Origin of the sequence: Brachybacterium sp. (assembly GCF_052095815.1) — a bacterium.
In the GTDB taxonomy this organism is placed as follows: domain Bacteria; phylum Actinomycetota; class Actinomycetes; order Actinomycetales; family Dermabacteraceae; genus Brachybacterium.
Map to the genome: position 1 here is coordinate 1 of NZ_JBQDLF010000073.1, position 11,900 is coordinate 11,900.

The 11,900-nt window shown below is 69.8% G+C and carries 9 protein-coding genes; 4 read left to right on the forward strand and 5 right to left on the reverse strand.

Annotated elements, in window-relative coordinates; genetic code table 11:
* Positions 1-1,085, reverse strand: a 1,085-nt coding sequence (locus ACTH43_RS17625) for an extracellular solute-binding protein (protein WP_441446199.1), incomplete at its 3' end; no start/stop codon positions are given.
* A 565-nt stretch (positions 1,086-1,650) separates the two neighbouring features.
* Between ACTH43_RS17625 and ACTH43_RS17630 the strand changes: the two genes are divergently transcribed.
* The gene (locus ACTH43_RS17630; RefSeq protein WP_441446200.1) at positions 1,651-1,797 is read left to right on the forward strand and encodes a hypothetical protein; all 147 of its coding nucleotides are present in this window, start codon (positions 1,651-1,653) and stop codon (positions 1,795-1,797) included.
* A gap of 105 nt (positions 1,798-1,902) precedes the next feature.
* Here ACTH43_RS17630 and xylB read toward each other — a convergent pair whose 3' ends face one another.
* Together xylB and xylA are read right to left on the reverse strand one after the other, a co-directional pair.
* Positions 1,903-3,288, reverse strand: a complete 1,386-nt coding sequence (xylB, locus tag ACTH43_RS17635) for a xylulokinase (protein WP_441446201.1) — start codon at positions 3,286-3,288, stop codon at positions 1,903-1,905.
* A 126-nt stretch (positions 3,289-3,414) separates the two neighbouring features.
* The gene (gene xylA / locus ACTH43_RS17640) at positions 3,415-4,608 is read right to left on the reverse strand and encodes a xylose isomerase (protein ID WP_441446202.1); all 1,194 of its coding nucleotides are present in this window, start codon (positions 4,606-4,608) and stop codon (positions 3,415-3,417) included.
* A 165-nt stretch (positions 4,609-4,773) separates the two neighbouring features.
* On the opposite strand from xylA, the gene ACTH43_RS17645 reads away from it, so the two are divergent.
* Positions 4,774-5,958, forward strand: a complete 1,185-nt coding sequence (locus tag ACTH43_RS17645; protein WP_441446203.1) for an ROK family protein — start codon at positions 4,774-4,776, stop codon at positions 5,956-5,958.
* A 545-nt stretch (positions 5,959-6,503) separates the two neighbouring features.
* Positions 6,504-8,171: an ABC transporter substrate-binding protein gene (locus tag ACTH43_RS17650; protein WP_441446204.1), complete on the forward strand. Its 1,668-nt coding sequence runs from the start codon at positions 6,504-6,506 to the stop codon at positions 8,169-8,171.
* A gap of 110 nt (positions 8,172-8,281) precedes the next feature.
* Here the strand turns inward: ACTH43_RS17650 and ACTH43_RS17655 are convergent, their stop codons facing one another.
* Positions 8,282-9,340: a LacI family DNA-binding transcriptional regulator gene (locus ACTH43_RS17655; protein WP_441446205.1), complete on the reverse strand. Its 1,059-nt coding sequence runs from the start codon at positions 9,338-9,340 to the stop codon at positions 8,282-8,284.
* Between the two features lie 209 nt (positions 9,341-9,549).
* On the opposite strand from ACTH43_RS17655, the gene ACTH43_RS17660 reads away from it, so the two are divergent.
* Positions 9,550-10,533 (forward strand): acetylxylan esterase, encoded by a 984-nt coding sequence (locus ACTH43_RS17660; RefSeq protein ID WP_441446206.1) that lies wholly within the window; start codon positions 9,550-9,552, stop codon positions 10,531-10,533.
* A gap of 129 nt (positions 10,534-10,662) precedes the next feature.
* On the opposite strand, the gene ACTH43_RS17665 is transcribed toward ACTH43_RS17660, so the two are convergent.
* Positions 10,663-11,847 carry an endo-1,4-beta-xylanase gene (locus tag ACTH43_RS17665; protein WP_441446207.1) on the reverse strand — a complete coding sequence of 395 codons (1,185 nt, stop codon included), beginning with the start codon at positions 11,845-11,847 and terminating at the stop codon, positions 10,663-10,665.
* Between the last annotated feature and the right edge of the window lie 53 nt (positions 11,848-11,900).

Consider the following 11,900-nt stretch of genomic DNA (forward strand, 5'->3'; position numbering starts at 1 on the left):
GCCTCCGGGGTGGAGTCGACGACCTGGCCGATGATCGGGTTCCCGAAGAAGCCGTTGAAGGAATCGATGGTCAGGGCGATCTGCCCGGTGGTGAACAGGTCGCCCAGATCGCCGCCGATGCCGTCGGGGTGGATGACCCCGGCGTCCCACAGCTTCTTCTCGAACTCCATGACCTGCTCGAAGGCGTCTGTCATCAGCACGTTCGTGACTTTGCCGGAGTCATCGATCTGCCAGGTGGTGCCCGCACGGAACATCCACTCGAACATGGCCTGCTCGTTCCCACCGATGGTGGCCATGCCCCAGATCTGCTTGCCGTGGGCCGTTCCGAGGGCCGCGATATCGGTCATGACCTGCAGCCATTCCTCGGCGGTGGAGCCCATGGAGTCGTGGCCCGCCAGGCGCATCAGGTCGGCGCGCACGAGCGGGAAGTTGGTCAGGAACGGGTTCTCGTTGGGGACGCCATAGATGTGGCCATTCTTGGCCGAGACCTGCCAGGCATTGGTGGAGACGTTGGCGAGGTTCGGCCACTGCAGGATGTTGTCCCCGGAGAGCACCTCGGAGAGGTCCGCGAAGGCGCCGTCGGCCAGCGCGCGCTGGCCGATCGCGTCGGTGTCCTGCACGAAGGACAGATCGGGGACCGTGCCCGAGGCGATCGTGGTGGAGAACTTGTCGTTGTACCCGTCGGCCGCCGTGAGCGTGGGAGTGAAGGTGACGTTCAGCCGCTCATCGAGCTGCTGCCAGTAGTCGTTCTTCTCGCGAGGGCGCGGGGGTGCACCCCACAGCACCTGGAACGTGGTGATCTCTTCGCCGCTGCCCGGGGCTTCCTCGACGGAGGTGAAGTACTCCTGGACGGGCGCGGTGAAGATCATCGGCATGCCCTCCACCTCGGAGGCGATACCGCCCTCCGGGACCGGGGGCTCGACGTAGGTGGGCAGGGCGAGGTCCTGCTCCTCGAAGCCGCCCGAAGCAGCGCCCCCGGAGCCGCCACCGCAGGCGGCCAGTCCGGTCACGGCGAGGGCAGTCCCACCGAGGCCGAAGACGGCGCGGCGGGAGGGGCGGAACTGGCGGGGTGACACGGTGGTCATGACGCTCTCCTTTGAGGTCGACAGGCGCGAACTAAACCAAACACCTAACGACCGTTAGGCGTTCATGTCGAGGAGCATATACGCGCCCCCGAGGCCTGTCTCTGACTTGGGCCATCACGATCGAATAACGGCTTCCGAGGTGGCCTCGCGCGCGAGCATATCTTTGCGAACGCCCCCACGGACGCCCCTGACCAGGCATTATGCACAGAAGCGAGGGTTGGTGGCCCGTCCTTCCAGGCGCTGCTGTCGGCGCCGCTCCACCCCGGCGACCGGAGGGAGAGCCCCTTGCCCGCCCTCACGACACCGGGGCGCAGTGCACCGACCACCGCAGGGTAGCGGCGGAGAACGAACTGGGGACCGGGTGGACTATCCGATGGCGGTGTCGACGAGCTCTGCTCCCACGTGGTGGATGACACCGGGCGGGTCGGCGCGGCGTTCCATGCCTATGCCGGCTCCGCTCCCGGCGTGGCACCACTGCACAAGGCGCATCCGGACGCCCCGCTCCGGTTCACCGAGAAGAGCGGCAGCCAGGCCCCCCCCAAGCCCTATGAGGCCGACTTCGCCGATGGGATCTGGTGGATTGTCCAACCAGCTCTCCCTGCCGGCGCTGCGGCATCACCACCGCGGCGCGATCCTCTTTAACCTGGTGCTCGACCAGGTGCTCGCGACCTTCGTACTGGCCGTGCACCAGCGGCGGCGCGGCAGGCACTGAGTCGAGCCCGGCGCTCGGCCCGGGCCCGCTCGGCGGGCGGCACTCAGTGACGATCACACCGGACGTGCCCCGAGGAAGACCTCTCGGGGCGCGGCCGAGCGGCCGTCACCACTCCGCGGTGCGCTCCTTCAGTGCGCGGTACGCCTCGAGCACCTCGGGCGTCGCCCCGCCGCCGACGGTCCGGGAGCCGGTGAGCTCCCAGGCGGGGGGCTCCTCGGTGCCGGCGAGCGCCCAGGCGGCCTGGCGGGCGGCGCCGAGGGCGACGTACTCCGCGGGCGGGGCGAGCGTGACCTCGCGGCCGAAGACCGCGGGGGCGAGCTGCTGGACTGCTTCGCTGCGGGCCGCTCCGCCGATCAGGGTGATGCCGGCGGCTGCGGTGCCGGTGCGCTCCTCGAGCGCCGCGATCCCGTCGGCGAGCGAGCACAGCAGACCCTCGACATAGGCGCGGGCGATGTCCTCGCGAGTGGTGGCGGTGCTCATGCCGGTGAGCGTGGCGCGGGCGTCGGGCCGGTTCGGGGTGCGCTCGCCGTCGAAGTAGGGCAGCAGGGTCACGCCGTGCGCGCCGGGCACGCTCGCGAGCGCGAGCTGCGCCATCTCCTCGTGGGAGACGCCGAGCAGGGTGCGGCCGGCCTCGAGGATGCGAGCGGCGTTGATGGTGGTGGCCATCGGCAGGAAGCGACCGGTGGCGTCGGCGAAGCCGGTGACGGTGCCGCTCGCATCGTTCGGGCGGGTGGGGCTGACCATCGCGCAGACGCCCGAGGTGCCGATCGAGACGGAGACGTCGCCCTCGCTCTGGGACAGGCCGAGCGCCGCACCCATGTTGTCGCCCGTGCCGGCGGCGATAGCGGCACCGTGCGGGGTGCGGGCCATGACCTCCTGCGGCGAGCCGGGCAGGCGCGGCAGCTCGAGCGAGCGGCCCAGCGCGAGCTCGACCAGCTCGGGCTTCCACTCCTCGGTGGCGGTGGAGTAGTAGGCGGTGCCGGAGGCGTCGCCGCGATCGGTGAAGGCCTCTCCCCCGCCCGCGAGGTGGCGGGAGACGTAGTCGTGGGGCAGCAGCACGCTCGCGGCGCGCTTCGCGTTCCCGGGCTCCTCGTCGCGCACCCAGCGCAGCTTCGAGGCGGTGAAGGAGGCGACCATCAGGCTGCCGATCTCCTCGACCGACGCCTCGGGCCCGCCCATCTCTTCGATCAGCGCAGCGGCCTGCGGTGCGGAGCGGGTGTCGTTCCACAGCAGCGCGTCACGCACCACCTCGCCCTGTGCGTCGAGCAGCACCATGCCGTGCTGCTGGCCGCCGACGGACACCGCCTCGGCCCGCTCGAGCAACGGCCCGGCAGCCTCGTCGACCGCGGCGAGCCAGACCCGAGGATCGACCTCGGTGCCCTCGGGATGGGCGGCGCGGCGCTCCACGAGCACCTCACCGGACTCCGCGTCGACGAGGAGGGCCTTGGTGGCCTGGGTGGAGGAGTCGATGCCGAGGACCAGGGGTGCCATCGAGAGGCCTTTCCGTCAGTGGAGATGATGGGAGCGAGGATATGCCGGACGTGGGGAGAGGTCACGGGCCCGGCATGGGTCGGGCCCGGCACGAGCCGAGGCGGCACGTGCCGGGCCCGGGACGACTCAGGCGCGGAAGCCGAGCAGGTGCTGCATGGCCAGCTGCTGCAGGCGCACGAAGCCGTAGTTGCGCTCGCCGGCCTTGTCGGCGTCGAAATCCTCGAAGGTGGAGCGGTCCGCGATGAGGTCGTCCAGGGTCTCGCCCTCGGCGAGGGTGGACTGGGCGAGCTCCTCGATGCCGGAGTACTTCATCGCCTCCTGGACCTCGGAGTCCTGACGGAACGCGAGGGCGCGCTCCTTGAGCATCAGGTACATCTCCATGTTCGCCGCGGCGGAGTCGTACTGACCCTGCTCGTGCTCGGTGCGCGAGGGCTTGAAGTCGAAGTGACGGGCACCCTCGTAGGCGCCGGGCTTCGACGCGAAGCCGTTCTCGAGCAGGTCGACGGTGAAGAAGGCGGAGATCAGGTCGCCGTGGCCGAACACCAGGTCCTGGTCGTACATCGGGCCGTGCTGGCCGTTGAGGTCGATGTGGAACAGCTTCTCCGCCCACAGCGCCTGGGCGAGGCCGTGGGTGTAGTTCAGCGTCGCCATCTGCTCGTGGCCGGTCTCGGGGTTGATGCCCACGATGTCGCCGTGCTCGAGCTGCTCGATGAAGGCCAGAGCGTGGCCCACGGTGGGCAGGAAGATGTTGCCGCGGGGCTCGTTGGGCTTGGGCTCGAGGCCGATGCGCAGGTCGTAGCCCTTGTCCTTGATGTAGCCGGCCACGGTGTCCAGGCCCTCGCGGTAGCGCTCGAGCGCGGCGAAGAGGTCCTTGGAGCCGTCGTACTCCGAACCCTCACGGCCGCCCCACATCACGAAGGTGCTCGCACCGAGCTCGGCGGCGAGGTCCACGTTCGCGAGGACCTTGCGCAGGCCGAAGCGGCGCACGTCGCGGTCGTTGGAGGTGAAGGCGCCGTCCTTGAAGACGGGGTGGGCGAAGGTGTCGGTGGTGACCATCTCGATCACGAGGCCGGTCTCGTCGGTGACGGACTTCAGCTGGTCGATGATCGTCTGGCGCTCGGCGGGGGTCGCGTCGAAGGGGACCACGTCGTTGTCGTGGAAGGTGAAGCCCCAGGCGCCGAGCTCGGAGAGCTTGCGGATGTGGGCGCTCAGCTCGAGCGGCGGGCGGGTGGCGGAACCGAACTGGTCACGGGCCTCCCAGCCGGTGGTCCACAGACCGAAGGAGAACTTGTCGTCGCGAGTGGGGGTGGGGGCGGCCATGGAAGGCTCCTTCGTCGTTGCGTATGGCGTGCTCTCGGCGGGCTGTCATCGCCGCGCCGCTGTTAGTAAGTTACAGTAACTAACGCAGTCGTGCCAAGCTGTTCCCAGATATTCCGGGTCAGCATGCCGCCGCTGCCCGCATCGGAGCCGGCGAAAGGGGCACAGGTGCAGTCCACCCATCTGCGTGAGCACAACCTGTCCATCATCCTCAGCACGCTGGCCACAGCCGCCTCGACCGCCTCCCCGCTCTCCCGCGCCGGGCTCGCCAAGCACACCCGGCTCACCAAGCCGACCGTCTCCAAGCTGGTCGAGGAGCTGGTGGGCGCGGGGCTGGCCGAAGAGGGCACACCCATCTCCGCCGGGGCCGGGCGGCCGATGGTGCCACTGACCCCCGCCCGCGGCACGCTGCTGGCGATCGGGCTCGAGATCGCCGCCGATCACGTCGCCTGCCTCGGCATCGACCTGGCCGGCGAGGTGCTGAGCCATCGGATCGAGTACCGGAAGGTCACCGCGACCTCCGCCGAGGAGTCGATCGACCTCGCCGCCGAGCTGGTGGGCAAGGTGCGCGCCGACGCCGGCGACCTGCCGGTGGTCGAAGTGGTCGTCGCCGTCCCCGGCCGCATCGCCCCGGACGACGGACGGGTGCTCTCCGCCCCGAACCTGGACTGGACCGAGGTGCCGCTCGTGGGGCGGCTGATCGCCCATCCGGAGCTCGCAGGCCTCTCGGTGCGCGCCCAGAACGACAACCGCCTCTCCGTGCTCACCGAGATCGATCATCGTCCCGACGAATCCTTCATCTACCTGCGCGGTTCCACCGGCATCGGCGGTGCGGTGGTGCTCGACGGAGCCCTCATGACCGGCGCGCACGGCTGGGCCGGCGAGTTCGGGCACACGGTGATCGAGCCGGGTGGCGCGACCTGCCGCTGCGGCCGCCAGGGTTGCCTGGAGGCGTACGTCTCGTATCACGCACTGCGGGAGCGGGCGGGGCTCAGCGACGACATCCTCATCGAAGACCTGGTCGATGCGCTCGCCCTGACTCGGGACCGTGCCGAGGTGATCGGCATGATCGGGCGCTCGCTGGGCCTGGCGATCGCCAATGCCCTGAACGTGCTGGACCTGACCACCGTGGTGCTCTCGGGATACCTGGCGCCGATCGCCGACGAGCTCGAGCCGGTGATCCGCGAGACCGTGGAACGCCACGCTCTGGCGGTCGAGGCCGGCCCGGTGCTGATCGCGCGCTCGGACGGCCAGGTCGACCCGGCCCTGCATGGCGCAGCACGCGCGGCCCTGCAGCCGGTGTTCAACGCCCCCGGGGCGTGGATCGCCCGCGCGCACCACATCACGGCCTGACATCACGGCCTGAGCCGCAGCCACCGCCACCCCCACCCCACCGGCACAGCCGTAGCCGCGACGGAGCGGCCGACGGGCCCGGCGCCACCCGCCCCGCCGGGCGGAGCGAAACTCCGCGATCCCACCGCACGTCTCGGCGGCCCGGCAGGCCGCCGTTTGGTGACTTCACCACCAGAAACATGACATTCCCGCCTGCGCAACTTTTCGATGACTTTTCAGAATCTAAGCATCGGCTCTATCGTGGCGCAATGTCCACTGTGACCTGCGGGGGCGCTCGGGAGCGCACAAGGTTTCACGTTCTCTGCAATGCCCTTGACCGCCCGTCGGCCGCTCCCTACTCTGGTGACGGACAACCCGTGGGGTATAAGTTTTCGAGAAACTTTTCATTCCATGGGAAGGGACGAATCGCGGCAGGGACGCTGCGACCAGTCCCTTCCCGACGGGCTGCGCCGCCGCCAGCTCACAGCTGAACCTGCGGCAACGGATGCTCGGCCGCGCACGATGCTCCACGAATCCGCTCTCTCATCTCGCCCCAGGAGTTCCCGATGATCACCCCCCGCTCACCGCTCACCAGCCGCCGCACCTTCGTGGGCCTGACCGCCGCGACCCTCGGCGCGCTCACCCTCGCCTCCTGCGGAGGCTCCGAAGAGGCCGAGGTCGACGCCGCCTCCCAGAACGTCGGCGCGATGGAGACCTTCGAAGCCGATCAGCAGTTCAAGGCCACCGAGCCGATCACCGTCTCGATCCTGTGGACGGACTGGCCCGAACAGCCCGTCAAGGAGACCTGGCAGGTCTTCGACCGCATCAAGGAGCTGACCAATGTCCAGCTCGAGCTCACCCACGTCCCCTTCAGCGACTCCGTCGAGAAGCGCAGCCTGCTGATCAGCGCGGGTGATGCGCCCACGATCATCCCCCTGATCTACCGCGGCGACGAGACCCCCTTCGTCTCCTCCGGCGCGATCCTGCCGATGAGCGACTTCGTCGAGCACATGCCCAACTTCCGCAAGTACGTGGAGGAGTGGGACCAGGCCGAGATGGTCGAGAACCTCAAGCAGGCGGACGGGAAGTACTACATGCTTCCGGGCCTGCAGGAGGTCTGGGTGCCGTCGTTCTCCCTGATCATCCGTACGGACGTCTGGGAGGAGATCGGGATCGGGATCCCCTCGACCTGGGATGAGGTCCACGAGGGGCTGCAGGCCATCAAGGAGAAGTACCCTGACTCGCTCCCGCTGGCCGACGGCTTCGAGGGACAGTCCCTGATCAACTACGGCGGCTACTCCTTCGGCACCCGCGCCGGCTGGGGCTTCGGGGACGGGACGATCGGCGGGCAGGACGGCGAGCCGCTCCGCTACGCGGCGACCACCGAGGAGTACAAGGCGATGGTCGAGTACTACCGCGCCCTCGTCGCGGAAGGTCTGCTGGATCCCGAGACGCTCACCGCCGCGAACGACGGCAGCGGTGCCGGCGGGGTCGCGGAGAAGTTCGCCAAGGAGGTCTGCTTCGCCGCCTCCGGCTCCTCCGGCACGGCCATCGAGTTCGCGCAGGCCCTTGACGAGACCGTCGGCGAGGGAAACTACGACCTCCGGCTCATCCCGCCGCCTGCCGGGCCGGGTGGGAACATCATGGGCCCGCGCAACTTCTGGCACGGCTTCATGCTCAACTCCGAGATCGCCGAGTCCGCGAACTTCTTGGCGATCCTCCAGTTCCTGGACTGGCTGTACTTCAACCCGGAGGCGCGCGAGATGCAGCGCTGGGGCATCGAGGGCGAGACCTACACCAAGGCCGAGGACGGCACCATCAAGCTGATGGAGGGCTACTCCCTGGATTCCTTCGACCTGAACGTCGGCGCCGGGACGGATCTGCTCAAGGACCTGGGCTTCTCCACCTTCCTGGCCGAGGCCACCGAGTCGCGGGCGCTCAAGGAGTCCTACAACTCCGCGGAGTACACCGAGTACATCGACGGCGTGACCGAGAATCTCGAATCGATGCCGCCGTGGGCTCCGGCACCGCTCGAGGAGGCGGAGCTCGAGCAGGCGTCCCTGATGGCGACTCCGCTGAAGGACGCCGTGGACACCGCCACGCTGCAGTTCATCCTCGGCGAGCGCGACATGGGCGAATGGGATGCCTTCGCCGCAGAGCTCGAGGCTTCCGGTCTGCAGAACTACATGGACCTGATCAACGGCGCCCGCGAGCGGTTCCTCGAAGGCTCCTGAGCCGGCACCGGGACGGCGCCAGCACCTGAGCCGCCGCCGGCACCTGAGCCGACGCCGCAGCCGGAGCCAGAGCCGGCGTTCGCGGCATCAGGGCCGGCGTGCTCCGGAGGTCAGGGACCCTGCTCCCCCTCCGGAGCCGCCGACTCCCGCGGAGCCGTCGACTCCCGCTGGATGAGCATGGTCTCGAGCTTGAAGGGATGGGCGAAGAGACCCGGGTCCGAGGACAGCGCCAGCAGGCGCTCGATCGCGACCTGACCCATCGAGAACAGCGGCTGGCGCACCGCGGTGAGCTGCGGGTGCGTCCACTGCGCGATCATCGTGTCGTCGAAGCTGATCACGCTGAGCTGCTCGGGGACCTCGACTCCGAGCTGGCGCGCGGCGCGCAGGGCACCCACCGCCAGGGTGTCCGCGACGGCGAAGATCGCGGTGGGCGGTTCGGGCAGCTGCAGCAGGCGCTCGGCGCCGCGCTGGCCGTCCTCGTAGGAGAAGTTCCCGTGCTCGATGAGCTCCCGCTCCCACTTCACTCCGGCCGCACCGAGCGCGGAGTGGTAGCCCTGGAGCCGCTGGCGCGCCGGGATCGAATCCTCCGGGCCGGCGAGCACACCGATCCGGCGATGCCCTTGGTCCACCAGGTGCTGGACGGCGGTGGTGCCTCCCTCCCAGTTGGTGGCCGAGATGGTGACGATCCCCTTGACGTCGGGGTCGATGGAGACGGGGTCGATCGCGATCAGCGGCAGCGAGAGGTCTTTGCTCCAGCGGGCATGGCGGACCCCGATCGGGGTGGTCACCAGGACCACTCCCTCGACGCCGCGGGAGGCGACCTCGGCCATCCAGGCGCGCGAGAGGCCGGCGGAGGTCTGATCGCCGCTGACGACGATGAGATCCACATCGGCGCGGTGCGCCGCCTGCTCCGCGCCCTCGAGCACCTGCAGCGAGTAGGGGCTGGTGAGGGTGTCGAAGTGGATCAGCGCCGAGCGTCGCTTGTCCCCTTCGCGGCGCTTGGGCTGGTAGCCGAGCTCCCGCGCGGCCTCGGCCACGATCTCTCGGGTGCGGTCGCGCACGTCGGCGCGACCGTTCATCACCTTCGAGGCGGTCGCCAGCGACACCCCGGCCTTCTCCGCCACCTCTTTCAAGGTGACCCGTCCGGTCCGCGTCTCGCTCTGTGCCATGACTTCACCTCTCCCGTGCCCGGGGCGCTCCGCCCTTGGAGCGCCGCCTCGCACCTTACCTGCGCGAACGAACCTTGACCGGCCAGCACGCGAACTCTAACCCTGCCCTACCTTAACTTTCAGTTCATTGTTTCGCCAGTTTTCGCTGGCGTCACCACGCGGGGAGCGGTCGTCGTCGATCACCCCACGGACTCGTTGGAGGCATCTCCATGGCCCTGTTCGACATGCCCCTCGATGCCCTGCGGGAGTATCGCCCCACGCTCGAGGAGCCGGCGGATCTCGAGGACTTCTGGGACCAGACCCTCACCCAGGCCCGTACGGCCTCGGCCCCGATCCTCGCCCAGGAGCGGGTCGAGAACGGGCTCACCCTGGTCGACACCTGGGACGTCACCCTCGCGGGGCACGGCGGCGCACCGGTGCGCGCCTGGTACAACCGGCCCGCCGGCACCGACGGGGATCTCCCGGTGATCGTCGAGTATCTGGGGTACGGGGGCGGACGCGGCGAGCCTCTCGAGCGCCTGGCCTGGGCCGCCGCGGGGTACGGGCATCTGCTGATGGACTCCCGCGGGCAGGGCTCGGGCTGGGGCGCGGGCGGGCATACCGCGGACCCGGCTGGTTCGGGTCCGGCCGCCCCCGGGGTGATGACCCGCGGCATCGAGTCCCCGCACACCTCCTATCTCACCCGCCTGCTGACCGACGCCGCCCGCGCCGTGGATGCCGCCCGCGCCCTGCCCGGCGCGGACGGCCGGGTGGTCGTCACCGGGAGCAGCCAGGGCGGCGGCCTCGCTCTCGGCGCCGCCGGGCTGGTCCCCGACGTCGACGCGCTGATGACCAACGTCCCCTTCCTCACCCATATGCGTCGCGCCACCGAGATCACCGATGCCGACCCGTACCAGGAGATCGTGCGCTACCTGGCGGTCCATCGAGGTCTCGAGGAGCAGACCTTCCGGACCCTGGCCTACGTCGACGCCCTGCACCTGGGCCGCCGTGCGACTGCGCCCGCGATGTTCTCGGTGGCGCTGCGCGACGTCATCTGCCCGCCCTCGACCGTGTTCGCCGCCTACAACCTCTATGGCAGTGCTACCGGGAAAGAGCCGGAGCGCGAGATCGTCGTCTACCCCTTCAACAACCATGAGGGCGGCGGTCCCGCTCAGCAGCGACGCCAGCTCGACTGGCTGCGCGAGAACCTGTGACCGTCGCGCCGGCCGGCCCCATCGGCCGCGGATGCTCCGCGGGGCAGCACCGGCCCCGCAGCCTCAGCGCCGCAGGACCGGCCCCGCGCTCTCGGGGCGCCGCAGCGCCGCAGGACCGGCCCCGCGCTCTCAGCGCCGCAGTGCCGGGTGTCCCGCCCGGCCGCTCGCCTCGGCGAGCGCGTCCTGCACGGCGTAGTAGGCGGGCTTGCGGGAGTAGTCGTCCCACAGCACGGTCGCCGCGCCCTCACCGGGGAAGGTCCCGGGCACCCACGAGTAGCGATCCAGCACGCCCCACAGGGTCAGCGACGAGCAGCCCTCCACGGACAGCGCCGCTTCGGTCACCCGGCGGTAGTACTCGGCCTGCTGCGCGAGCTGGGCCTCCGTCGGCTCCTCACCCTCGACCACGTCCATGCGCACATCGAGCTCGGTGATGGCCGTCTGCAGGCCCAGATCGGCGAAGCGCTGGAGGTTGTCGGCGAGATCCCCCGGGAAGCCGTAACGGATCGACAGGTGCCCCTGGGTGGAGAAGCCGTGGACCGGGACCCCGTCGGCCAGCAGCTCCTGGATGAGCGCGTAGTAGGCATCGCTCTTGGGGTTGATCCCGTCGACGTTGTAGTCGTTGAAGAACAGCAGGGCATCCGGGTCCGCGGCGTGGGCCCAGCGGAAGCAGTCGGCGATGATCTCCGGGCCCAGCTCCCGGATCCAGAGGTTGCCCTCCGTGCGCAGGACGGCGCCGTCGTCGAAGATCTCGTTGACGACGTCCCACTGCTGCATCCGCCCGGCGTAGCGGCCGACCACGGTCTCGATGTGGTCCTTGAGGATCGCCCGCAGCTGCTCAGGGGTGAACCCGCCTTCTGCCACCCAGGCGGGGTTCTGGTTGTGCCACATCAGGGTATGGCCGCGCACCACCTGGCCGTGGGCCTCCGCGAACTCCATGATCGCGTCCGCGTCGACGAAGTTGAAGGTGTCCTGGGTGGGGCGGAGGTGGTCCCACTTCATCTGGTTCTCAGCCGAGAGCGAGGTGAACTCCGCGGCGAGCAGCTCGCGATAGGGCTCGTCGGCGGTGAACGGATCGGGATAGGGCCGGCTCAGGTGGTGGCCGCCGCCGGCGACGGCGCAGCCGATCTTCAGGGTGCTCCCGGCGGCGAAGGCGAGGTTGTCCTTCTTCGCGAGCCCCGGAGGTGTGTCCTGACCGTTCCCGGGCGGCTGCTTCGCAGGTCCCTGGCCGGCTCGGTCCGGGGCCGCGGCAGCGGGAGCGGCGACGGCGAGCGTGGTGGCGACTGCTCCGGCGGTGAGGATCTGGCGGCGTTTCATGGCTCTTCGCAGCTGAGGGGGTAGATGCGGAACGCGGGGTGGGCGCGTCGGTG

What these genes read in the sequence shown, in the direction of transcription:
- xylB (WP_441446201.1), bottom strand. Translation starts at nt 3,288, where the DNA reads ATGGCACCCCTGGTCCTCGGCATCGACTCCTCCACCCAGGCCACCAAG.
- ACTH43_RS17660 (WP_441446206.1), top strand. Translation starts at nt 9,550, where the DNA reads ATGGCCCTGTTCGACATGCCCCTCGATGCCCTGCGGGAGTATCGCCCC.
- ACTH43_RS17650 (WP_441446204.1), top strand. Translation starts at nt 6,504, where the DNA reads ATGATCACCCCCCGCTCACCGCTCACCAGCCGCCGCACCTTCGTGGGC.
- ACTH43_RS17655 (WP_441446205.1), bottom strand. Translation starts at nt 9,340, where the DNA reads ATGGCACAGAGCGAGACGCGGACCGGACGGGTCACCTTGAAAGAGGTG.
- ACTH43_RS17665 (WP_441446207.1), bottom strand. Translation starts at nt 11,847, where the DNA reads ATGAAACGCCGCCAGATCCTCACCGCCGGAGCAGTCGCCACCACGCTC.
- ACTH43_RS17630 (WP_441446200.1), top strand. Translation starts at nt 1,651, where the DNA reads ATGGGATCTGGTGGATTGTCCAACCAGCTCTCCCTGCCGGCGCTGCGG.
- xylA (WP_441446202.1), bottom strand. Translation starts at nt 4,608, where the DNA reads ATGGCCGCCCCCACCCCCACTCGCGACGACAAGTTCTCCTTCGGTCTG.